The sequence below is a fragment of the Mucilaginibacter sp. genome (assembly GCF_039925265.1).
Taxonomy (GTDB): domain Bacteria; phylum Bacteroidota; class Bacteroidia; order Sphingobacteriales; family Sphingobacteriaceae; genus Mucilaginibacter.
Genome location: NZ_JBDSZG010000008.1, coordinates 294329 through 319874, shown reverse-complemented (window position 1 = coordinate 319874; position 25546 = coordinate 294329). Strand labels below are relative to the sequence as shown.

Here is a 25546-nt window from a genome sequence, read left to right as displayed (position 1 = left end):
ATTTGGAGATTATGATGAATGAGACCACACCATTTCGGCGCAAGCTGACCCACTGTTTCGGGGCAAACTGACCAGGGCATTTCGGGGCAAACTGACCCACCAAAACGCGTAGCAAATGCTGTAGAAGCAACCATCTTTTGAGGGCAAAAGACCCGTTCTAAGATGGCCAATTTGACAATCAGCATGAGTAAGATTAGAAAGATTTTAAGGATGAACAGCCAGGGGCGCAGCACGCGATTTATAGCTGCCCAGATTGATTCATCCCGGAATACCGTAAGAAAGTACCTGGCGCTCCTTAAGAAGAGCGGCTTTACCTTTGAAGAAGTTAATAGCCTGAATGATAAGGAACTGGAAGACATTTTCGGCAAGACCAGGGAAAACAACCAGCCAAGCAGCCGTATGCAATCCATGCTACGCTGCTTTCCACATGTCGATAAAGAGCTCAAAAAGACCGGTATGAACCGGCAGCTCCTGTGGGAAGCCTATATCAAAGAGTTTCCCGACGGCTATAAGTACACCCAGTTTTGCACGTATTACAACCAATGGAAGACCAGGGTCAACCCGACCATGCACATGGATCACAAGGCCGGAGACAAGCTATACGTTGATTTTGCGGGTGAAAAGATGAGCTATACGGACAAGGAAACCGGCGAAGTCATTGAAGTAGAAGTCTTTGTAGCAATCCTTGGGGCCAGCCAGCTCACCTATGTAGAGGCTGTTATGAGCCAGCAAAAGGAAGACTTTATCGCAGCCTGCGAGAATACCCTGCACTTTATCGGCGGCGTTCCTGCCGCCATTGTGCCGGATAACCTGAAGGCGGCCGTAACCAAAAGCAGCCGCTATGAACCAACCCTTAACGAAACATTTGAAGACTTCGCCGACCATTATGGGACTACCATATTACCAGCGCGGGCGTACCGCCCGCGTGACAAGGCATTAGTAGAAGGCGCCGTTAAGATCATTTATACCAAGGTATACGCCCCTTTAAACAAGCATATCTACCATTCTTTAACAGAACTCAATACGGCGATCTGGCAGGCCCTGGAAGTCCATAACAGCCAGTTGCTCAAGGGGCGCAATTACAGCAGGAAACTACAGTTTGAAGAGATCGAGCGCCAGACCCTGGCACCGCTGCCTGTATTGCGTTACCAGTTCAAAAAGCACTTCTATGCCAGGGTGATCAAGAATGGCCATGTCAATCTCGGCCCTGATAAACACTATTACAGTGTGCCTTACCGCTTCATCGGCAAGCGGGTTAAGCTATTATACTCCCGCACTATTGTAGAGATCTACTCCAATTATGAGCGTATCGCTTTGCACCCGCGCGAAAAGAACCCCTACGGGTATACTACCGACAAAGAACATATGGCCAGCGCTCACCGCTTCAAAAGTGACTGGACGCCAGATATGTTCCTCAATTGGGCCGCCTCCATCCATGAAGATGTCAGGCTATATATCCTTCAAATACTGGAGCGTAAACAACACCCCGAACAGGCTTACAAATCCTGCCTGGGGGTACTTGGCTTTGCAAAAAAGGCAGGGAACGACCGGTTAATAATGGCCTGTCAGCGAGGGCTCAGTTATGGCCTTTATAGCTATAAAACGATACAAACCATATTGGAAAACAAGATGGACAACTATGAGGAAAGCATATTTGCCGATGAGCTACCCATGCCTACCCATGATAATATCCGGGGAAAAGACTATTACAAATAACCATTTAAAACAACAATAACATGAACACAAGCACCTTAGACAAACTGCGGAAGATGAAGTTCTTCGGCATGTTTCATGCCTTTAAAAGCAGCATGGAAACCGGTAAAACAAACGATTACACGGCAGATGAACTGCTGGCCCACCTGGTAGATGCAGAATGGGACGACCGGCAGAACAGGCGTATTGAACGCACAATCCTATATGCCCGGTTCCGCTATAAAGCTTCAATTGAAGATGTTCATTATCATGCCGACCGAAGTATTGACCGCAACCAGATCATGCGCCTGGCGGATTGTACGTTTGTTGACCGCTTCGAAAACCTGCTGATCACCGGGAGTACAGGTATCGGTAAAAGCTATATTGCTTCTGCTGTGGGTTACCAGGCCTGTGTATTGGGCTACCGGGTATTGTACACCAGTACGCCCAAACTATTTGCTAAACTGAAGATGGCTAAGGCGGATGGCTCCTACATGAAAGAGCTGGCTAAGATCGAAAGACAGCAATTGCTCATACTCGACGACTTTGGCATCCAGCCTTTTGATGCTCAAAGCAGGGCGGCATTAATGGAGATCATTGAGGACAGGCATGGTAAGACCTCGCTGATCATTACTTCACAGCTACCAGTCAGTAAATGGTTTGAAGTGATCGGTGAAAAAACAGTTGCTGATGCTATCCTGGACAGGATCGTTCATGATGCACACCGTATCGAACTAAAGGGAGAATCTATGAGAAGAAAGCGTAGCGTTGAACCGGAAAACAGCCACCAATGAAATTACCTTTTAAATAACTATTTTTGTACGTGCTTTTATAGCATTTGCTGCAACCCAAAAGTCAGCTAACCCCTGGGTCAATTTGGCCCGAAACAGGGTGGTCACTATCTCCATAATATACAACATGACAGCGTAAACATAAACGGCAAACGAACGATCGTGATAAACGCAAAGGGCAAAATACTGCGCCAGGCCTTTCTCTGGAAGTCACAGGAGAATCTGTCGTGTGAGGCAATCCGTCAGCGGCTTGCATCGAACGGCATTGCCCTATGCCATCAGCGCGTCGGCAAGATATTCCGCAATCCTTTTTATTGCGGCGTCATCAGTCACAACATGCTCGACGGCGCTGTAATTGCCGGAAATCACGAGGCATTGGTGCCACAGGAGCTGTTTTTGCGAGTAAACGGCATCATGGCGGAAACTACGCACGGTTATACCATCAAAGAGGAAAATGACCATATCCCGCTGAAACGATTCTTGCGCTGCGGGAAATGCGGTCAATTGCTGCGGGGCTACATTGTGAAAAAGAAGAACATCCATTACTACAAGTGCTCTACCGTTGGCTGCTGTACCAATCGCAATGCCAACGCGTTACATCAGCGCTTTGCGGAGATATTGGATTGGTTTGCCCTGGACTTTCCAAATGACGCGCTGCACCTCATCAAGCAGCAAGCCATCGCCACCTTTAACCAATGCTGCCTAGGATACATGGACCAGCGCGTCGTTCTGCAACAAAAGCTTGCGGAATTACAGAAGAAAATAGAACGCCTGGAAGAACGCCTGATGGCGGAAGACATACCGAGCGAGTTGTATTACAAGTATGTAGCCAAATACAACGAGGAAAAAGAGGAAGTGGAAACAGAGTTCTCAAAGCCAGGTTTAGAAATGTCGAACCTTGATAGTTGCATCAATACGGCCATGGATTTAGCTATAAATCTGCCAAAAAAGTGGCTTGCGGGAGACTACTGTACCAAGCAAAGATTGCAAAACCTGATATTTCCGGAGGGTATTTCATACAACCGGGAAACCGACCAGTGTCGAACTCCGAGAATAAATAGCATGTTTTTGTATTTGGCTTATTTAAAACAAGTTACGCTTAAAACGAAAAGAGGCATACCAGCTTTAGAACTGAATTATGCCTCTCTTGCGCTTTCCGTAGCCCGTAGGGGAATATCTATATACTTGTAACGGTCTTAAAATCAATATCTTATAACGGCTCTGTTTCGCACTCACCGCATTCCTCACCAGCGTTCAAACGCATTGCAAATGTGATATAAAGATAAGCATGTTGTATTATTTGTCAAAAATTTGCTGTTAATAAATTGAACTATACGATCAACGTGGCAGGGTACATTTTAGGCCATATCTCCTATTGCGTAGCCGCCGAAATTACCCGGATAGATTGAAGGTCTCGAAAAGGTTACGTCTCGCTCCGCAAAGTATGGAATCAAAAAGGTGACTCATTTCTTAATATTTATCACTTTCGTAATACTCAGATTTATAGGGTGGATAACGGGTTGTTAAAATTTGTTAAAAAGCGGATGTCGATAATATAAAACGATTTTAAATGTACGGTTGGTATTGAAATATGTACAAACGGACAATCTAATAGCGACCTTTGTGTGCTTGCTTTGTATCGCCCAATTTATTTGAACTATATCGCCCAAGTTGCCTTAGCTGACGCTCCAAAGTGTCGCTTTTTTTCAACCAATTATTCATTTATAACCAATGCTCCAAATCATGAGAAAATCAAACAGAAAAGCAACGATGAAAATCGTATGGCTTCTGAATGTCTTAGTGATGCTGACTGCCTGTAAAAAGACGGCCGAACCAATTAAAAATGAACCGGCTGCTCCGGCCGGAAAACTGACCATCAACGCTGTCAATGCTATTAATCCTTTAGCGAACGCAAATGCCGCATATGACGGCTTCCTGAACGCGTTTCTTGTCAAAACAGGCGGCCAGTCTTACATTGTCGATGGGCTTGTTAAGCGGGACAGAGCTTATTTTTGGGGTCAGGCGTTTATGATCACTGGTCTTATCGATGCGTATGAGCGGAATCCTACGCCAACGCGCAAACAAACAATCATTGATCTGACCAACTCGTTTTTAAACAAGGAAACCTATGACTGGTCATGGAACTCCTGGACGGATGATATCGCGTGGGCATGTATCGCAGTGATACGGGCTTACAAAGTGCCAGGAGATCTGACCTACAGTACAGTCGCCGCAAATAACTGGAACTTTGCGTTCAACCGCGGTTGGGACAATGTTTTAGGTGGCGGCCTTTGGGAAAACATGGACAAGCACACCAAAGCCTCGCTTGCCAATAACCCGATGATTATCAGCGGTGTTTTCCTTTATGAAGCCACCGGGGACGCCAACTATCTTAATAAAAGTAAACAAATCTATTCCTGGTTCCGAGGCAGCGGAATTTATAATACTACGACAGGTGTGGTAAATGAAGCAAAAGTGAACGACGGAACGATCCAATATTCAGAAAATTCTTATAATCAAGGATCTTTTGTCAATGCAGCTGCTTCACTATACAAACAAACAAGCGATGCCCAATATCTGAATGACGTGATACGGACTGCTGATTTCGTTGTAAACAAATGGGGTGTCATGAACCAGGAACCAGATGCTTGTGCACGTGGCATTGCAAAACTGGCCCGCGAAAACAATTTAGGCAGCAAATACTATCCTTGGCTTGTTCGTCAGTGTATTGCTGCCTGGAACAACAGGCGTACTGATTATAATATAGCCAATAATGACTGGCGTAACCCGACACCTTCCGGTGAACAATTTGCCATGAACTGCATCAGTTTGGTAACGGTGCTTAATGTAACGCCTGAACAGGAGATCGTATCGGTTCCTACGGGTACTTATAGGCTGAACGCTCGACACAACGGTTTAAGCCTGGATGCCGTAGGCGGTGGAACTGCTAACAACACCGCACTCGATGTTTGGGGATATAGCGGCGGCAATCACCAGCGCTGGTCACTTGTCAGCCTCGGCGGAGGTTTATACCGGTTACAGGGCGTGGGCAGCGGTCGATCTATCAACGTGGCAGGCAACAGTGGTGACAATAATGCATCTGTCGTATTATTTGATTACAATGGAGGCGGAAATTCCAAATTCTACTTTTCTTCACCCGCATCAGGTTATTACAGCATGATCTTTGTCAATTCGGGTAAAGCGGCAGATGTCGCCGGCACAGCTCAGGGCTCTAAAATAATCCAATGGAAACCCTCGGGAGATACTAATCAGCAGTGGCAGTTCGTAGCGCCATGATATTAATATTTTAAAAGACGCTTATTACCAAAATTATCAAATGGCAGACGAATATTGCTTGTCATTTTTGCGTTTGTCTGAGTAATGATGATCAGCGATTCTTTCACTTATAATAATTGGCACATTGTGGAACCTTTACACAAAAAAACAGATATGAACTTTAAACATTTTTTACTTGCCAGCATTTTTTTATTGACCTCGTTTATAGCTTTTGCTCAGAATCCCCAAAAGCATACAGGCTCTGCTGATCATCCCTATTCAGCCGACCTTCAAAACGGATATTTTCTTAATCCGGTACTTAAAGGTAACTATGCCGATCCTTCTGTAGTGCGTGATGGTGATAATTATTATATGACGCATTCATCCTTTGATAACATACCGGGCCTGCTGATCTGGCATTCCAAAGACCTCGTGAACTGGCGGCCTATCGGTAATGCTTTGGCGGAATTTGTGGGCGGTGTCTGGGCACCAGATATTATCAAGTTTAAAGGTAAGTTTTATATCTATTTTCCGGCAGGTGGAACAAATTGGGTGGTTACGGCTACTGATCCGGCCGGGCCATGGAGTAAACAGGTTGATCTGAAAATCGGCGGAATTGACCCGGGTCATGTGGCGACACCAGAAGGTAAACGTTATCTAAACCTTAACGATGGGCGAATGGCCCAGCTCGCCGCCGACGGACTAAGTATAACCGGACCGGCTAAAAAAATATACGAAGGCTGGCAGTTCCCAAAAGATTGGATCACGGAGTGCTTTTGCCTGGAGTCGCCGAAGCTTACCTATAAAGACGGGTACTATTACATGACGGTTGCCGAGGGTGGTACGGCAGGACCTCCTACCAGTCATATGGTGGTGTCCGCTCGCTCAAAAACACCGTTCGGCCCCTGGGAAAACAGCCCGAATAACCCCATTGTTAGAAATAGGGACCGAAACAATAAATGGGCCTCGATTGGGCACGGCACGCTGGTTGATTCACCTGACGGAAAATGGTGGATCATTTTTCATGGCTTTGAAGCTGCCAACCGCGCGCTTGGTAGACAGGTGCTTCTGTTGCCTATCGAATGGACTAAAGACGGATGGTTTCGGGTACCCAAAGATGCAGACCCGGCTAAGCCCCTAAAAAAACCGATTGGTAAAGCTGTTTCAAGTGACCTTCACCTTTCAGATAATTTTGCGGGCACCGGGTTAGGTAGCCAGTGGAATATTCTGAAAAACGAAAACAGCTCGAATTTCAAGGTCAGTAATAACACGCTTTCCATAAAAGGCATAGGCAGCGCTATTCAGAATACACAGCCGCTTACAATCATGCCGGCCAATAATTCATACCAGGTAACGATAAATGTTTCCAAAGGAACAGGTGAATCTAAAGGCGGTTTGGTTTTATACTATAATTCAAAGTATTATGTCGGCCTGGAGTTCAAAGATAATGCTATTTACCGCCTTTATAACGGCGATCGGGGAAGAATGGTGTCCGATATCAAGCAGGATAGTGTATACCTTCGTTTAGTGAATGATCACCATGATCTGTTGTGTTATTACAGTTTAGATGGGAAAGATTGGACAAGAATGGATTTTGTCACCGAGATCTCCGGATATCATCATAATATATTAGGTGGCTGGGGGTATTTAAAACCGGCACTGTTTGCAACCGGTGACGGGGAAGTCAAATTTAGGGATTTCAAATACCTGGGCCTAAATTGATTGAATACAGTTGAGGCTTAGAGCTTGGCCGTATCCGTTCGGTCAGGCTCTCTTTTTGAAAATATTAATGTGAAACCTAAACTAAAAAGGCGAGGTATCATGAAACGTTACAATTGAAAATATTTAGGCCTGCTCTTTAATTGGATATGGCAAACCAGTTTTTATTTTACTGAATTATTACGGTAATAATAAGTACGAACGGTAAAAAAAAATGAACGATTTTAAATAGCCCCAAATAAATATTTATAGTTATTTGTATTAGCCGTGCACGGGCTTTCCAATAAACCGGTATCAACTATAAGTTCCTTTAGAAACTTGCTAAACCATTATATGATAAAAAAGATTTTAATTGCCCTGTTGTTAATTTTCACCAACGGATCCCTAAAGGCGCAGGACTGGGCCAATATTAAGCACTATGCCGATGCCAACAGCAAAGTGCCGCCACCTGCAACCGGTGAAAAAAGAGTAATATACATGGGCGATTCTATAACCGATTTTTGGATCGATAACGACTCCACCTTTTTTGCAGGCAAACCGTATTTCGATCGCGGGATAAGCGGGCAAACAACCGGCCAGATGCTGCTGCGTTTCCGCGAAGATGTGATTAACTTAAAACCGGTGGTGGTTTTTATTTTAGCCGGTATAAATGATATCGCCCAAAACAACGGCCCATCAAAATTAGAGGATATTTTTGGCAACATCGTATCCATGTCGCAACTGGCCAGGGCGAGCCATATTAAGGTGGTACTATCATCTTTATTGCCTGCCCGCACGCTGCCGTGGCGGCACGCTATAGATCCGCAACCGCAGGTGAAAGCCATAAACCAAATGATCAAAGCCTACGCCGAAGAAAATGGCTTTATTTATCTCGATTATTTCACCGCCATGTCTGTTTCGAATGGTGGCATGCTTGCCAACCTGGCTAAGGATGATGTGCATCCCAACCTTAATGGTTACAAAGCCATGGAGCCTTTGGCAGAACAGGCTATTAATGCAGCATTGAAAAAAAAGCAGCGGTAGCCATCACATACCATGAGATACTTGATTTTTTTAGCCGCATCGCTGCTCGGGTTGAGTGCTTTCCCGCAATCAAATCCAACGCCGCAATTGAGCTTATCGCCATTGTTTTCAGATCAAATGGTGCTTCAACAGAAGCAGCGGGTTAATATATGGGGCAAGGCATCTGCCGGCCAAATGGTAAATATCGTTGCCGGTTGGGGCAGGAACGTTTCAACCACCACGGATGCTAACGGAAATTGGAAGGCAAAACTGGCCACTCCGCAGGCCGGCGGCCCTTACACCATCCAGATAAAAACAGCTAATAGCAAAATCAGCCTCAACGACGTACTTATTGGCGAGGTTTGGCTGGCCTCGGGACAAAGTAACATGGATATCCCGTTAAAGGGCTGGCCACCGGGCGATACCATCTTTAACTCAAAACAGGAGATCAATAATGCTAAATACCCCGATATCAGGTTTTTTAAAGTCCCCTTTGGTATCGCGGTAAGCCCTTCGGACTCTATCGGCGGCAAATGGCTCGGCACATCGCCCCAAACTGCAGGCGATTTTAGCGCGACAGCCTATTTTTATGCCCGTAAACTGCAGCATAAACTTAAGGTGCCTATAGGCATTATTCAATCGTCGATAGGTGGAACGCCTGCTGAGGCCTGGACCAGCAAAGAGTCACTAAAAAAGCTAGGCGATTTTGACCGTACCATAGATGGGTTGGCAGGCGCTCAATCCGCAACCGAAAGCTGGTTTAAAAAATGGCCGGTGCAGGGCGTGCCCAAAACCAATGACCAGTGGAAGAGTATCAGTTTTGGTGATGAAAGCGCCGCAACGGTCGGCTTCGACGATACGGGTTGGACGGCCATTAAACTTCCAGGACGGGTGGACCGCGTAAAGTCAGTTGAATTTGACGGTGCAGTCTGGTTAAGGAAAGAATTTTTTGTTGACGATATCACTACCACCTACACATTAAAAATAGACGCGGTTGACGATATGGACTGGGTATTTATTAATGGTAGTTATGTCGGCGGCCTGGTAGGCAATGGCGCTGCCAATGCTGCAAGAGTAATTACCATCCCGGCGCAATTACTCAAAAAAGGGAGTAATATCGTTGCCATCAGGGTAATTGATACAGGCGGGCCCGGATCGGTTACGGGTGCTATGTATTTTGTGAACAACAGGGGCGATAGCATCTCTGTACAAGGCAATTGGAAATTCCGGCTGGTGGCCGAGTTGCTTAATAACAAGTTTTACACTTACGGGCTGCAAGCAAAGGTTTCCGAAAGGCCGCAATTGGATAAGATAAATAGTAATAACCCTACAGTGCTTTTTAATGCCATGATAAGCCCCCTTTTACCTTTTACGGTAAAGGGGGTAATATGGTACCAAGGCGAATCGAACGTAGGCAGGGCGGAGCAGTATAAGCGGCTTTTCCCAGCTATGATAGCGGATTGGCGGGGTAAATGGGGCCATCGGTTGCCCTTCTACTTTGTGCAGCTTGCACCCTACCTTTACAGTGCGACTGACCAAAAAGAACAATCTCAAAAACTAAGAGATGCCCAGCGGTATGCATTAGCCTTGCCCCAAACCGGCATGGTAACTACTTTGGATATTGGCTACCTAAAAACAGCACACCCGCCCTTTAAGCAGCAGGTAGGCGACAGGCTCGCAAACTTTGCCTTGAAATATGAATACGGAGAAAAAAGTTTGGTAGCGTCAGGGCCGTTGTATAAAAGCGTTGAGGCAGAAGATGGCAAACTTATCATCAAATTTGAGTCGGTTGGTACCGGTTTACTTGCTTCACCTTCGGGGCTCAATAATTTTGAAATAGCGGGTGCCGATAAGGTGTTTGTAAAGGCGGATGCTACTATAGTTGGTAATAAAGTAGTGGTGAGCAGTTCTATAATTACTGCCCCGGTTTACGTAAGGTACGCCTGGAGCGATGGCAGCAGCGCAAGTTTATTTAATAAAGAAGGCTTGCCGGCAGCAACCTTTACATCAGAATAATACCTAATTGATGCACATGAAAAGTATACAAACCTCAAATTATGGCAGCTCAAAAAGCTTAGGCTTAAAACCGTTCTTCATTATATTAATGGCGATAGGCCTTAACCGGGCATTTGCCCAGCAAACGAACCCGCCCGATGCGGAAAAAGTTGTTGCGCCAAAGGTGCTGCCCGGGAGAGGTGCCGCGCAATTTGATTTTTTTTATGCGGGAGAGGGGAAGGCGCGTAATATGTACATTGTGCGTAAAGGCAAGATCGCCTGGTCGTACATTGATACAACAGGGAAGGGCGAAATAAGCGATGCAATATTAATGGCTAACGGGAATGTTTTGTTTGCCCACCAGTTTGGCATCACACTTATCGATAAAAATAAAAAAGTGCTTTGGAACTATGATGCCCCCGAAGGTTTTGAAACGCACACGGCCCAGCCGATAGGCGCAGATCGGGTAGTGTTTGTTCAAAACGGTAACCCTGCCAAAGTATTTGTAATGAACATACTAACCAACAAAATTGAAAAAGAATTTTTGCTGCCCTTTAAAGGCGGCACGCACGGGCAAATAAGGCACGCAAGGTTAACTGCGGCAGGCACGCTGTTAGTGGCACACATGGACCTGGGGAAGGTTTGCGAGTACGATAGCAACGGAAAGGAGCTTTTGTCAATAGATGTGCCCAGCGTGTGGTCGGCCGTACCTTTAAAAAACGGGAATATATTGGTGGCCAGCAACCAGGCCTTTGTTCGGGAAATTGCCCGCAACGGCACTATCGTATGGGATTATCCTTTAGCCGGCGTACCCGGTTATAAACTTACCAACCCGCAATTGGCGCTACGCCTGCCTAATGGCAATACTATCATCAATAACTGGTTTAACCAATGGAACGGCGGGGTAGATGCCGCTAATCCTCCGGTACAGGCCATAGAGGTTACGCCCGGCAAGAAAATTGTATGGGCGCTCCGTTCATGGGCCTATCCTTTAAACCTTGGGCCATCAACTACTATTCAATTACTTAATAATCCTGATGGTATAACCGAAAACGTGCATTTTGGTGATATAAAGTAATAATAACCTTGCTAAATTATGCTTTAACCTTCTTTAACGATTGCATAAACTGCAAAGGCGATTTACCATATTCCTTTTTAAAGGCCCGCGAAAAATTGGAGTTGCTTTGCAGGCCTATCCGATCGGCAACTTCGTTCATGGCAACATCTTCGTGCGTCATAATCTGGATAGCTTTTTTGAGGCGGACGGTTCTGATGAATTCCCCTACAGATTGGCCGGATATGCTTTTTATCTTCTGATAAAGCTTGGTACGGCTGATGTAGAGGTGGTCGCACAGAAAATCTACATCGAGATTTTGATCCTGCATGTTATCCTCAATTACCTTTAATAAATTATTCAGGAACTCTTTATCTTTTTCGGAATGGACCAGTTCTGTAGCGTCGGAAAGGTAATCTTTAGTGTACCGTTGTTTCAATTTTTCGCCTTGTTCAAATATATTATGAACGGTCAGCAGCAATAGGTCAACACTCAATGGTTTTGCGAAATAGTAGTCGGCACCCGATTCCATCCCCTCGATTTTTGTATCCAGTGCATCCTTTGCCGAGAGGATGACAAACGGGATATGGCTGGTTTCGAATTGTTCTTTTATCAGTTTGCAAAATTCTATCCCGTTCATTCCCGGCATCATAACATCGCTGATGATCAGATCGGGCACCTTCTTGGTAGCTATCTCAATGCCCTCATTGCCATCCTCGGCCTCGTAAATGGTATAATAATTTTCAAACGCATGTTTTAAAAACGTACGTAGTTCCTGGTTATCTTCTACCAGTAAAATATGTTTGCGCGTTTTTGAAGCGGGGGGAGTAGCGTGGTTATCCTGCTCGGGCAACGGCAGTAATGTTGTATTGTCAATCACCTCCAGTTGAGCTTCCACGGCAACACCAGAAGCGTTTTTTTCCGAATCAGTGTAATTTTCCTCGCCCCAGGGGATGCCGATAATAATCTCGGTACCCTTATACCGGTCACTATAAACATATATATCTCCTTTATGCAGTTGGGTGAGGCTTTTAACGATGGAGAGCCCCACGCCCGAGCCTAAGTGGTTTTTACTAATGCGGTAGTAACGATCGAATATCCGGGTGATCGAATCGCTGGAAATACCTATGCCGCTATCGGCAACCCTGAAATAAATATACTTTTTAGCCCTGTGCTCTTTGTTTAAAAGCTCAAACCCGGTGTTGAATGATGGCTTGAACTGTGCCATATCATAAAACAATTCAAACGAGATCGTGCCTCCCATATTGGTGTATTTAAAGGAGTTGTTTAAAAGGTTAAACAGTATTTTCTCCAATATCTGCACATCAAAATAACCGGTTATTGGCTGGGCGGACGGGTTTTCGGTGTGATCCTTAAATTCAAAACTAATGCGCTTGCTTACGGCCATATTTTGAAACTCCCAAGCCAAATCTTTACAAAACTGGTTAATGCCAAGTGGCTGTACCTGTAGCCTAATGATGCTGTCGGCCACCTTTTTAAAATTCATCAGCTCGCTGATAAGGTTGATGAGCCGCTTGGCGTTACGATACATTAATTGGTACGAATAATCGAGCGCAGTATTTTTATTTTGGCTGATCAAACTCTCCAGCGGCCCCAATATTAGGGTTAGAGGCGTGCGAAACTCGTGCGAAACATTGGTGAAAAACATTAATTGCTGCTGGTAAAGCTCTTCCCGCTGCATATGCATCTCCTCGCGTTTTTTCTCATTTACGGCACCAACGGCAATTTCTCTTTTTAACCGGTACCACCTCGCCTGGTAAATATAAATGCCCGCCAGTGCCGAGAGTGCCAGCAACACGTAGAGAAATTTTGCCACTGTAGATTTCCACCAGGGGGGCGTGATAGTAATTGAAGTTTCTGTTTGCGTCTTACTCCAGACCCCATCGTTATTGGTGGCTTCCACCACAAATTTGTAGCTATTGTAATCCAGGTTGCTGTAAGCTGCACTGGGGTTCTCCCCGTCGGTAAATTTCCAGTCTTTATCAAAACCTATCAGTTTGTAACGGTATTTGCACTTTAACGGGTTGGCGAAGTGCATAGAAGAGAAAAATATGATAAAATTATTTTGCAGGTAACTAAGCGTAATATTTTTGCAATAGCCAATAGCTTCTTTTATAGTGTTTTCTGATGTTCCCGGGTCTCCGTACTTTGGCTTTTGGTTGTTGATCAGGATATCGGTAAGCACTGGCCTTGCCTCAATGCTATTGGCCCTTATCTGCCTGGGGTTAAAGTAGTTTAGCCCGTTTATGCCACCAAAATATAGCCTCCCGTCTTCGCCTTTAGCGGATGCACCTACCTTAAAACTGTTGCTTTGTAACCCGTCGTTCTTATCATATCTTATGAGTTTCCCGGTAAATGGGTTAAGGCATTCCAACCCGTTGCCACCCATCCAAATGTTACCGGCATCATCAATCTCCATGCTTTCCACATCCTTAAAAACACCATAGCTATCTCCGTATGTTTTGATGGTATAGGCATTTGTGTTTAAAACCAGGCGGTTTAACCCGCCGCCGATAGTGCCTATCCAATAAGTACTGTCGTTTTGTTTGCTTATTGGGTAGGTGTAGTTAGAGCTTAGCGAATTAGGGTTTGCCGATGCATTGTATTGAAAAGTTTGGGTAATATCCCCGTATTTATTGAATATTACCCGCTTTAATCCATTGGTGCTTGAGATAAGTAACTGCGGCCGGCTTTTGTCTGCAAATATAAAAAAGCCTTCGCCGTAGTACTTTACGTGGTAGTAGTTCTTTTCGTCCTTCCATATTACGCCAAACTTATCAGAGTGGTTTCCAAACCAGATGTTGCCATAAAAGTCTTTCACGAAAGTATCGATGATGTATGTTGGGAAGTTTTCATAACCCGGAGGGCGCCACAATTCTCTCCCGCCAGGCCTTAAAATTTCAATACCAGACGAACTACCTATCCATAAATTACGATCGTTATCAAGTGTGAGCGCTGTAACTACATCGTTTTTTAATCTTAATGGCGAGCTATAAGTGTTGTAGTAAGTAAACTTTTGTGTTTTTAAATTATAGTTGTTGAGCCCGTTGGCCGTGGTACCTACCCAAAGGTTATCGCCATCAGCAAATACCGAGCGGATGTGGTTGCCGCTTAATGAATTGATATTTGCCGGGTTGTGCTGGAGCGTGTAAAATAACTTTTCGTTCAAATCACAATAGTTTAGCCCGCCGCCAAAAGTACATACCCATAAACAGTCGGTACGGTCAATAAAAACTTTGCTCAACGAGTTTGAATTTAAACTATGAGACGAACTTTGCGCGTTTACCAGTTGGATAAAGTTTAAATTGCTATCCAGCCTAAAGAGTACTTCCCCGGTGCTTATCCAATAATCGAGTTTACTGTCTCTTACTATATTGCGTACATCCCGGTAGCCTGTGCATATAAATTGTTTGCCCACCGTTAATACTGTACCGTCAATCCCCTGTTTTTTTTCTATCTGTAATACTTTATTGCCTATGGATAGCAGCATATTGTTGCGGTTGTCAAAATACACACGCCTGAGGTTTTGGCCGTTAAGTCCTGTTATGGCAATCCTTTTAAACTTGCCGGTTTTATCAATCACCCAAACCCCTTGGTTGCTTGATAAATGGAGCACACCATTTCTATCAGGTTCCATCGCTGAGAAATGAACGCCCGGCGGAAACGTAAGCGGTTGTTCCTCCATGCTGTTCCCGCTAATCTTGTATACTTTAAATTGGTTATTGGTATAACCATATATGAGGTTGCCTGCCGGCTTATATAGTTTACCAAAGGTGGTAGGCCCGATTTTTTTGAGCTCGGCATAATCGGTATACTTCTCTGTTCTGGAATTAAAGCATTGTAGCCCACCCTCGGTGCCTATCCATATATTTCCATCGCCGTCCGGGTAAATACAACTTATGCGGTTTTTAAAGGCGTTATTTATCGGTACGTTATTATTATAGTATTTTTTTACCGAATAACCGTCGAACCTGTCGAGCCCAAAGTAGGTGCCTACCCAAATGTAGCCTTGTTTATCCTGCGCAATATCGTTGGCATCGGTATGCGAAAGCCCTTCGTCAACCGTGAGGTAGCTAAATTTATAAGGATACGGTTGGCAGTTCCCAAACCGCGGAGCGATAACGATCGCAATAAGTAAAAAAAGAAGTGCCCTTGCACTGCAACAGCTAAAAAACCAGATCGGGTCTTTAATTTTCATTTAAGCTAAAATTCAAGTAATAATAGAAAAAAAGCGCCGAAGCAGGCAGTTTTTTATAGGTTAAAATTAATAAAAGGTTGGTGTTAATAATTGGTAAACCGCCCGCACCTGTTTTTGGCCTGTTATATTTAACAAGAGCAAAAATGGCTTTATATGTGGAATAATAGCATTCGGCAATAATTAAATGTACGCCACGTAAACTAATATGTACGATTTGACAAGCTGGCAAAATGATTAAATAGGGTTCTTTGTATCATTGATATCCAACTGGTTTCCTTATAAAGCGCAAGCCGCCGCTATAAACTTATTTATGAAAAAACTATTACTTTTTGCGGCCATGCTTGTGGCCGGCAATACCTTTGCGCAACAGGTAAACACCGTAACCGACCCTGTTGAGTGGATAAACCCGCTTATGGGTACCGATTCAAAATTCGATCTTTCTAACGGAAACACTTACCCGGCAATTGCATTGCCCTGGGGCATGAACACTTGGGTGCCGCAAACCGGCGGCATGAGCGATGGATGGATTTACACTTACGATGCGCATAAAATACGCGGGTTTAAGCAAACCCACCAGCCGTCGCCATGGATGAATGATTACGGGCAGTTTTCTATTATGCCGCTAACCAAACATTTTAAAAATACCGAAGATAAGCGTGCAAGTTGGTTCTCACACAAGGCGGAGGTTGCAAAACCTTACTACTATAGCGTTTACCTGGCCGACCATGATGTAACTACCGAGATAACCCCCACCGAGCGCTCGGCGCAATTTAGGTTTACTTTCCCCAAAAGCGATAGTTCTTTTATTGTGGTGGATGCATTAGATAAAGCTTCTTACGTACAGATAATACCGGGAGAGAGAAAAATAATAGGCTACTCTACTAAATACTCACGCGGGCCACTGCCAAACTTTAAAAACTACTTTATTATATATGTAGATAAAGATTTTACCGTATCGCGCACTTACAAAGATACAGTTTTAACAGATTCGCTGGAGCTGCATTCAAAACGCTCACTGGCGGTTATTGGCTTTAAAACTACAGGTGGGGAACAGGTGCATTTGCGGGTAGCCTCTTCTTTTATCAGTTTTGAGCAGGCCGAACTGAATTTGAAACGCGAACAAGGCAACGATAGCTTCGATGTTACTAAACGCAAAGCGAAAGATACCTGGAACAAAACGCTAAACCATATTACAGTTTCCGGCGGCACCGTAGACCAAACACGTACTTTTTATTCATGCCTTTACCGAATGTTGTTTTTTCCGAATAAAATGTACGAGATAAATGCAGAGAATAAAATTGTTCACTGGAGTCCGTACACGGGCAATACCACTCCGGGCTATATGTTTGCGGGTACCGGCTTTTGGGATACCTTCCGGGCACTTTATCCATTCCTGAACTTGGTTTACCCCTCAGTAGATAAAGAGATGCAGGAGGGTTTGATAAATGCGTATAAAGAAGGCGGATGGCTGCCCGAGTGGAGCAGCCCGGCCTATGCTGACATTATGTTGGGCAACAACTCGGCATCGGTTGTGGCTGATGCTTACCTGAAAGGCGTACGCGGCTATGATATTAATAAGTTATATGAGGCGCTTCTACACGGAGCCAATAATGCCGGGCCAAATGCAACGGGCCGCAAGGGCGTAGATTATTATAATACAATAGGATACATCCCGCGGGATAAAATGGGTGAGAGCGCCGCCCGCACGCTGGAATATGCTTATGATGATTTTTCCATCTATCAATTAGGCAAAGCATTGAACAGGCCGGCAGCCGAAACCGATATTTACAAAAAACGCAGCCGCAACTATAAAAACGTTTTCGACCCATCAACAGGGTTTATGCGTGGCCGAAACCTTGATGGTAGTTTTGAAAAGCCGTTTAGCCCTTACAAGTGGGGTGGGGCGTTCATCGAGGGGAATAGCTGGCATTATACCTGGTCGGTTTTTCATGATGTGCAGGGCTTGGTAAATCTAATAGGTGGTAACAAAAGGTTTGTGAGTAAGCTCGATTCGGTATTTACAGCGCCGCCCATATTTGGAGATAATGAGTACAATGGCGGCGTGATACACGAAATGCGCGAAATGCAAATTGCGCACATGGGCCAGTATGCCCACGGTAACCAGCCTATACAGCATATGATATACCTGTACAATTTTGCCGGCGAACCATGGAAAAGCCAGTATTGGGTACGCGAGGCGATGAAAAGATTATACAACGCTGCGCCGGACGGTTATTGCGGCGACGAGGATAACGGCCAAACATCGGCATGGTACGTATTTTCGGCGATGGGTTTTTACCCGGTATGCCCAACCAGCAACCAGTATGTGCTGGGTACCCCGCTATTTAAAAAGATGACTATCAATTTGGAGAATGGTAAAACCCTTGTTTTAAATGCACCTAACAACAGCGAAGAAAATAAGTATATAAATGTGGTTAACTACAATGGCAAAGTTTATAAAAACAACTTTTTAGATCATTCGGACCTATTAAAAGGTGGCGTTATCAACTTCAATATGTCGGCCACGCCTAATAAACGACGGGGAATTGCGCCTGCAAATGCGCCGTACTCATTATCAAACCAGAAATAGTTATCAAAGATCTATGAAAAGAAGACAATTTATTGGCAGCACCGCCATGCTAAGTGCAGGCGTATTGATGAGCAAACTATCGTTAGCAGCAGATACTTACCCAATAGTGCGGGTGCCTGCAGCGCAGCGTAAATTTACCAGTAAAGCGGTAGAAGCAGCGATAAAGGAATTTAAAGCGAAAGTAAAGAACCCCGAACTGGGCTGGCTTTTCGAGAACTGCTTCCCCAACACGCTGGATACTACGGTGACCTATAAAAATGTAATTGGCAAGCCGGATACCTACGTGATTACTGGCGATATAGATGCCATGTGGCTGCGCGACAGCAGTGCGCAGGTTTGGCCCTATATTGCCTTCATTAATAAAGATGCCGAGCTGAAAAGCCTGGTAGCAGGCGTTATAAACCGCCAAACCAAATGCATCAACTTCGACCCGTACGCCAATGCTTTTTATGATGATACCACCAAGGAAAGCGAGTGGAAGGACGACCTGACCAAGATGAAACCGGGGTTGCACGAGCGTAAATGGGAGATCGATTCGCTTTGTTATCCCATCCGTTTGGCCTATAAATACTGGAAACTTACCGGTGACACATCCCCCTTTGATGCTAACTGGAAAGCCGCTATCCAAAACGTGCTGAAAACCTTTAAGGAGCAGCAGCGCAAGGACAACGACGGTCCGTATTCCTTCCAGCGTAAAACCGCCTGGGCTACCGACGGCGTACCGATGAATGGTTATGGCTACCCGGTAAAACCCGTAGGGCTCATCTGCTCGTCCTTCCGCCCAAGCGATGATGCCACGGTGTATTCCTACCTTATCCCTTCAAATTTTTTCGCAGTGGTAAGTTTAAAGCAATCATCAGAAATGGTAAAGGCGATATTGAAGGACGAAGCGCTTTCTGCTAAATTACTGACGTTGGCCAACGAGGTGGATGCCGCGCTGAAACAACACGCCGTAATAGATACCCCGCAATACGGCAAGGTATATGCTTACGAGGTAAACGGTTTTGGTAGCTTTAATTTGATGGACGATGCCAACGTGCCCAGCTTGTTAGCCATGCCTTATTTAAACGCGATAGAGAACACCGATCCGGTTTATATCAATACCCGCAAAATGCTCTGGTCGCTTAATAACCCCTTCTTTTTTAAAGGGACAGCGGGCGAAGGTATAGGCGGCCCGCATGCCGGCAAGGATATGATTTGGCCGATAAGCATCACCGTGCTGGCCTTAACCAGTAAAGATGATGCAGAGATAAAGGCTTGCATTGAGCAATTGCGAAAAACACACGGAGGTACCGGCTTTATGCACGAATCGTTCAACAAGAACGATGCAAAGAATTTCACACGCAAATGGTTTGCCTGGGCCAACACGCTGTTTGGTGAGTTGCTTTGGGAAACCTACACTACCAAGCCCCATCTGCTGGCTTAGAAAAAGTACACTTAATCCTCTTGCTCCATCAGCAACAGGTTTAATTTTTGGCCAGCGAGGGACTGGCTTGTTTAGTTGATTAGCCCTATCGCGCCCCGGGATGAGATCCGGGGCGCTTTTTTGTTGTACCTGTAGCAAGCTTACATCGCTCATCCACAAATAAAAGTATACGGCTCATGTTGGGAATACGTCGAATTTGTTTATCAGTCTAAACAGTATTAACCCGGGTATTTAACTCAAATAAAATTGAAATTCTGCCTCTGCAGGGTTTTTTTTATGGGCGAAGTAAACTAATAACCCCAATTATCCCATTCGTGTGCATTAAATGCATTTCATGTCAAGAAAAATGTATGTCATGGCAACCTCCCGCTTCAATTAAGCGGGTTATTTGTCCCAGCCAATTACAGTAATAAACAAATACCGGGTAAATACTGCCCTTTTTTACAAACCTTCTGCAACACAATATCTGCCAGGTAAACCGATGGTGAAATGCTTTGCAAAGTGTAAAACAGGGGCTTATAGTTCGGAGAAAAAGCCAATAGTAACCCAATTAATAACCTATAAAACCAATGCTTAAAAACCAGAGAACAAAACCATTAACCTCAATTAAATCAACCTCTCATTATGTGCAATTAAAAGTTCAATTATGAAAAAGACTTTACTCAAAAAAAATTCTATTGTTACAAAACCCCAGTTCTACCTGGGTAGTATTGCTCTTTTACTTTTCTCAGGTCTCAGTTCTGCTCACAATTTAACCGGCGGTATTAATAACCATCCATACACCGTGGTTCAGGGTACGAATGAAAACACTGTAACTGTAAAAGGTAAGGTTACCGACAAGCGAGACGGCCAAAGCCTGCCCGGTGTTACCGTAAAAGTAAAAGGTACAGCAATCGCCACCGTTACAGATGTAAACGGAAATTACTCGCTGCAGGCAGACGATAAAGCCGTATTAGTATTCAGTTACATTGGGTACGATGCCGTTGAAGTGCCTGTTAACGGCAAATCGGAGATCAGCGTAAGCCTGCAAATATCATCCAATAACTTAAACGAAGTAGTTGTTGTAGGTTACGGCACGCAAAAGAAAACTTCTACAACGGCAGCGGTATCTACTTTGGCTGTAAAGGATATTGCACAAAAACCGGTAGTTAACTTAACTAACTCGCTGGTTGGTCGCGTATCGGGCGTTATAGCACGCCAGGGAAACGGCGAGCCGGGACAAGATGGTTCACAGATCACCATAAGGGGAGCAGCTACAACCGGCCGTACAGGAGCCTTAACAGTTGTTGATGGTGTACCACGTGATTTTAGCCGTTTAGACCCCAACACTATAGCCACTTTAACGGTATTAAAAGATGCTGCTGCGGTAGCGCCTTATGGCGTAGCCGGTGCAAACGGGGTAATATTGATCACAACAAAGCAAGGAAAAGCTGGTAAGCCTCAATTAACTTATAATGGGTATTATGGTTTTCAGAACCCCACAGTGATCCCCAAATTTGTTAATTCCGTTCAATATGCCAAGTTGAAAAATGAAGCAGCAGTTAACGATGCTGCAATTGGTGCAACTGTCAATCTTCCGTATACGGACAGGGATATCGAATTATTCGGAAACGGACAGGACCCTGACGGGCATCCCAATGGGCAGCCGATAAAAGACATCATCCGGAAAAACGCTCCAATACAATATCATAACTTTACGCTATCGGGAGGTTCCGAAGATGTTAAGTACTTTGCTTCTCTTGGCTATAACCGCCAGGACGGTATGTGGAGCACCACCTATATTAATAAATTTAATGGGTCGCTTGGTTTAACCGCAAAGGCTACAAAAACAACCACGGTAGATTTAAAAGCGTATGGGTACCAGGAAGACCAGCACTATCCTGCCCAGGGAGCCGGTACCATATACAGGCAGGCATACAGGCAACCTCCTATTAGCCCCGTGCGGTACAGCAATGGCTTACCTGCAGCTTACATAGGCCAATCGTTATATGGTGAGATTTATGATAGTGGCTATCAAACCAACAAAAATAATTCGTTGTTAACCCAATTATCCATCGATCAGGCCCTGCCAATTAAAGGTTTAAGCATAAAAGGTGTGGTAAGTTATGAACAGGGCCAGACCCGTTGGGATTTAGCCCTGTTCAAAATACGTTCAGCCGTAAATATGATAAACCTATAGCTTTTGCCACGGTGCAACTCCCTGCCGGCGTTACGCAATACGGCCCCGGCGTAAATTATCTTTATCCCATAAGCTTTCAGGGGCAGGCCAAGCCACTGTTTAGAGAAACGTCTAACGAAAACTTTATGACTACTTACCAGGGTATATTAAATTACACCGGCAGTGTAGGTAAAAGTGAATTTACAGGGCTTTTGGTTACAGAATATCGTAAGGTAAGATGGCAAAGTTTTTATGCGGAACGCGTAAATTATGACCTGAGTTTTGACGAGTTGGATTTTGGAGGAACAGCACCGGCAGATTCAAGGGTTGGCGGCTCTTCGGGTGGTCAAAAGCAACTGGGGTATGTTTACAGGTTGAACTATGGCTATGCAGGTAAATATTTTGCAGAAGCAGCGGGCCGGTATGATGGAAGTTACGTGTTTGCACCGGGGCACCGTTTCGGATTTTTCCCGTCGTTTTCAGTTGCATGGCGCCTTTCTGAGGAGAGCTTCATCAAAAACAACTTTAGCTGGATAGATAACTTAAAACTTCGCGCATCATACGGCCAGGTAGGTAACTATCCAAGCGGTGGCCAATACCAATATTTAAGCCAGTTTGGTGTTAATGCAAACTCTTCTGTGATTGGCGGTAGTACAACCCAGGGGGTTGCAGAAAATTTACAGGGAAACCCTGCCATTACTTGGGAAAGAGCTAAGAAAACAGATGTTGCTGTTGAAGGAAGTTTCTGGAATGGCGCTTTAGGCATTGAGGTAGATTACTTTTACGAAAAACGTTCTAATTTCTTAGTTAATCAGTCGGGTGTTATACCATCAGAGTACGGTGTTACGATAGGGCAGGTTAACGGCGGGATCTTATCAAACAGCGGTATTGATTTAACGCTTTCGAGTTATAAGCAATTTGAAAATGGCTTGCGCTTAGATGTAAGAGGTACTTTAACCTTCGCAAAAAGCAAGGTGATACAGAAGTTTGAAAACGCTGCCACATACAATAACCCTAACAGGAGAGAAACAGGACGCCCTTTGGGTGAGCAGTTTGGACTGGTTTCCACAGGCTATTATACCTTAGATGATTTTGTGGACCCTACACTAAAAAGCCTCGCCTTAAAACCGGGAGTACCCGTGCCGAACTACGGAGCTGTTAAGCCTGGTGATATTAAATATGCCGACATAAACAGTGCATCTTTTGATGGTAAACCAGATGGTAAGGTTGATGCTAATGATCGAACAGATATCGGTAACCCGGAAATCCCTCAAATAATTTATTCGCTTGGGCCGCACCTAACCTATAAGAATTTTGATTTGGATCTGCTTTTTCAAGGTACCGGCAGAAGCAGTCTTCAACTTAGCGGCTTTTATGCGTTCCCATTCAATGAGTCTGGTTCGGCCACAGAGGCAGTGTACCTCGATCACTGGACGCCTACTAACCCGAATGCGACATATCCCCGCGTACAAGCTACGCCCAGCTCTAACAACACGCAGTTTTCAACTCATTGGATGAGAAATAATGCTTACATCCGCTTAAAGAGCGCAGAGCTTGGGTACACATTCTCGAAAAAATTATTAGGCAAGGCCTTTAGTTCTCTGAGAATATACAGCGCAGGCCAAAATCTATTTTTATGGACTCCCTGGATGAAAGAGAAAATAGATCCTGAAAACGCCGGGAATTTTCAAAATTACTTTCAGCAAAAAGTAATAACGTTTGGACTTAATGCAACATTTTAACTTTAAGAACATGAAATTTAAATATAAAAATATAGGAAAGATTTTTTTGGCTTGTATGCTCATTATAAGTATCGGCTCCTGTAAAAAAGATGGCTTTCTGGATGTACCTTCAGCCGGTACTTTAACCAGCAAATCTACCTTTGAAACTCAGGCCAACGCCAATCTTTTTGTAAACGATATTTATGACCGCCTGCCGGATGGCAATAATGCAACCGACCAAACCCTTGAAGGCTGGACCGACAATAATAATTGTACAGCAACAGGCCACACAGGGCAGGCAGTTATACGCAATAACGGCCTTAGCGCAGGGAATTCTACCGACGGCCCTTCCGGGCAGTTAGGATGGGTTCGTAATTTTGAGCAGATCAGAAGATGTAACGTATTTTTGAAAGAAGCAGAAGCCAACAAAAGTGCATACGATGCTGCCTGGTATGAACAGCGGGTTGCAGAAGTTAGAGCCTTGAGAGCGTTTTTCTATTCAATTTTATTCAGGAATTATGGTGGTGTGCCTATAATTAAGGTGCCTTTAAGTAATTTAGATGGAAGCGATATATTATACGCCAGATCTACAATTGACGAAACGGTAGCATTTATTGAAACAGAGTGCGATGCCGTTGTTGGGGTTTTACCTGCTACACAAACAGGCGCAAATGTTGGCAGGATGACAAAGGGTGCGGCGTTAATGATAAAAGGAGATGTACAACTTTTTGCCGCCAGTCCTTTGGTTAATAAAGCTAACGACGCGGCTAAATGGTCAAAAGCAGCTGCCACCCTTAAATCCGTAATGGATCTAAACGTGTATAGCCTGTTCAAAACTTCAAATGGTCCGGCTACAGGACCAGGGCCTTTAGCTATCAATTCAACTACTGGTTCCGGCACTACTTCGTCCGCTTATAGAGATCAGTTTTTGGCTATAAATAACTGGAATTCAGAAACCATTCTGGCACGCAGCTACGCATTGCCCAGCAAGGGCCACAGACGCGAAGGCTTTATGGGCCCCGTTGTGGTTAACGGCGGCACGCAGGCATGGGGAGGGTTTTCGCCCACCCAGGGTTTGGTGGATGATTACGATATGGATAACGGCTTGCCAATCACAGATCCGGCATCGGGGTATGACCCGCAACACCCTTACCTGCACAGAAGCTCCAGATTCGAACAATCCATTATATATGATGGATCTTATTGGCAAGGATATTTGATTACAACCAGGGTAGGGGGTAATAATGCCATCGATCAGGGTTCGGCCGGTGACATTTCAAATACTGGATATTATGCCCGTAAAACACTGGATGAATCTATTAAAGGCCAGGCCAGTTTTGGGGCTATCAACACTTCTAATTACATTTTTTATCGTTATGCAGAGACATTATTAAGTTATGCAGAGGCGCAAAATGAGGCCGTTGGCCCCGATGCAAGTGTTTATGAAGCAATGAGGTTAGTTAGGGCACGTGTTTTACTGCCCGCGCTTACTCCCGGCATGTCTCAGGCTGCTATGCGGGCAACTATCCGGAGGGAACGCCATGTAGAATTTGCTTTTGAAGACAGGCGGTGGTATGATATCAGGAGATGGGAAATTACTACCAAAGGCGATGCCGTTTTAACCAAACCGATGGTTGGTATGAAAATTACCGGTACCGATGGTAGTCTTGTTTACACGCCGGTAGCCGGGTTCCAAAACAAATATTCCGATTATATGAATTGGCTGCCAATACCTACAGATGTTTTGAATAAGAATTCAAAACTTGTTCAAAACCCCGGGTATTAATGTAAAAATTAAATTGGTTATGGTTATCACAGTTCCCGGTTTTTCCGGGGCTGTGATTTTTTTGTTTTAAAATATTTTTTTGCGCAAAAGCGCCCTGTAATGCAATTAATCAGCAAT

The 25546-nt window shown here is 44.7% G+C and carries 14 protein-coding genes; 13 read left to right on the top strand and 1 reads right to left on the bottom strand.

Annotated elements, in window-relative coordinates:
• The first annotated feature begins 183 nt into the window (after positions 1-183).
• From istA to ABIX36_RS03295, 8 genes are all read left to right on the top strand, one after another.
• The gene (gene istA / locus ABIX36_RS03330) at positions 184-1716 is read left to right on the top strand and encodes an IS21 family transposase (protein WP_348080741.1); all 1533 of its coding nucleotides are present in this window, start codon (positions 184-186) and stop codon (positions 1714-1716) included.
• A 20-nt stretch (positions 1717-1736) separates the two neighbouring features.
• The gene (istB, locus tag ABIX36_RS03325; RefSeq protein ID WP_348080740.1) at positions 1737-2486 is read left to right on the top strand and encodes an IS21-like element helper ATPase IstB; all 750 of its coding nucleotides are present in this window, start codon (positions 1737-1739) and stop codon (positions 2484-2486) included.
• 159 nt (positions 2487-2645) lie between these two features.
• Complete coding sequence (locus ABIX36_RS03320) at positions 2646-3674, top strand: recombinase family protein (protein WP_348080739.1); 1029 nt, start codon at positions 2646-2648, stop codon at positions 3672-3674.
• 552 nt (positions 3675-4226) lie between these two features.
• Complete coding sequence (locus ABIX36_RS03315) at positions 4227-5780, top strand: glycoside hydrolase family 76 protein (protein ID WP_348080738.1); 1554 nt, start codon at positions 4227-4229, stop codon at positions 5778-5780.
• Between the two features lie 153 nt (positions 5781-5933).
• On the top strand, positions 5934-7481 hold the full coding sequence (locus ABIX36_RS03310) for a family 43 glycosylhydrolase (protein ID WP_348080737.1): 1548 nt from the start codon (positions 5934-5936) through the stop codon (positions 7479-7481).
• Between the two features lie 330 nt (positions 7482-7811).
• The gene (locus tag ABIX36_RS03305) at positions 7812-8501 is read left to right on the top strand and encodes a GDSL-type esterase/lipase family protein (RefSeq protein ID WP_348080736.1); all 690 of its coding nucleotides are present in this window, start codon (positions 7812-7814) and stop codon (positions 8499-8501) included.
• Positions 8502-8513: 12 nt separating this feature from the next.
• Positions 8514-10496: a sialate O-acetylesterase gene (locus ABIX36_RS03300; RefSeq protein WP_348080735.1), complete on the top strand. Its 1983-nt coding sequence runs from the start codon at positions 8514-8516 to the stop codon at positions 10494-10496.
• A gap of 16 nt (positions 10497-10512) precedes the next feature.
• Positions 10513-11553 (top strand): hypothetical protein, encoded by a 1041-nt coding sequence (locus tag ABIX36_RS03295; protein ID WP_348080734.1) that lies wholly within the window; start codon positions 10513-10515, stop codon positions 11551-11553.
• Positions 11554-11569: 16 nt separating this feature from the next.
• Here ABIX36_RS03295 and ABIX36_RS03290 read toward each other — a convergent pair whose 3' ends face one another.
• The gene (locus ABIX36_RS03290) at positions 11570-15748 is read right to left on the bottom strand and encodes a two-component regulator propeller domain-containing protein (protein ID WP_348080733.1); all 4179 of its coding nucleotides are present in this window, start codon (positions 15746-15748) and stop codon (positions 11570-11572) included.
• Between the two features lie 310 nt (positions 15749-16058).
• Here ABIX36_RS03290 and ABIX36_RS03285 point away from each other — a divergent pair, with 310 nt between their 5' ends.
• The 5 genes from ABIX36_RS03285 (at position 16059) to ABIX36_RS03265 (ending at position 25429) form a co-directional block, all read left to right on the top strand.
• Positions 16059-18338, top strand: coding sequence for a GH92 family glycosyl hydrolase (locus tag ABIX36_RS03285; protein WP_348080732.1), 2280 nt, complete (start codon positions 16059-16061; stop codon positions 18336-18338).
• Between the two features lie 13 nt (positions 18339-18351).
• A complete protein-coding gene (locus ABIX36_RS03280) occupies positions 18352-19764 on the top strand; it encodes a glycoside hydrolase family 125 protein (protein ID WP_348080731.1) in 1413 nt (470 codons plus the stop codon).
• Between the two features lie 646 nt (positions 19765-20410).
• Complete coding sequence (locus ABIX36_RS03275) at positions 20411-21943, top strand: SusC/RagA family TonB-linked outer membrane protein (protein ID WP_348080730.1); 1533 nt, start codon at positions 20411-20413, stop codon at positions 21941-21943.
• On the top strand, positions 21889-23664 hold the full coding sequence (locus tag ABIX36_RS03270) for a SusC/RagA family TonB-linked outer membrane protein (RefSeq protein ID WP_348080729.1): 1776 nt from the start codon (positions 21889-21891) through the stop codon (positions 23662-23664). The genes ABIX36_RS03275 and ABIX36_RS03270 overlap by 55 nt, the downstream gene beginning before the upstream one ends.
• Before the next feature lie 10 nt (positions 23665-23674).
• Positions 23675-25429 (top strand): RagB/SusD family nutrient uptake outer membrane protein, encoded by a 1755-nt coding sequence (locus ABIX36_RS03265; protein WP_348080728.1) that lies wholly within the window; start codon positions 23675-23677, stop codon positions 25427-25429.
• Positions 25430-25546: the final 117 nt, after the last annotated feature.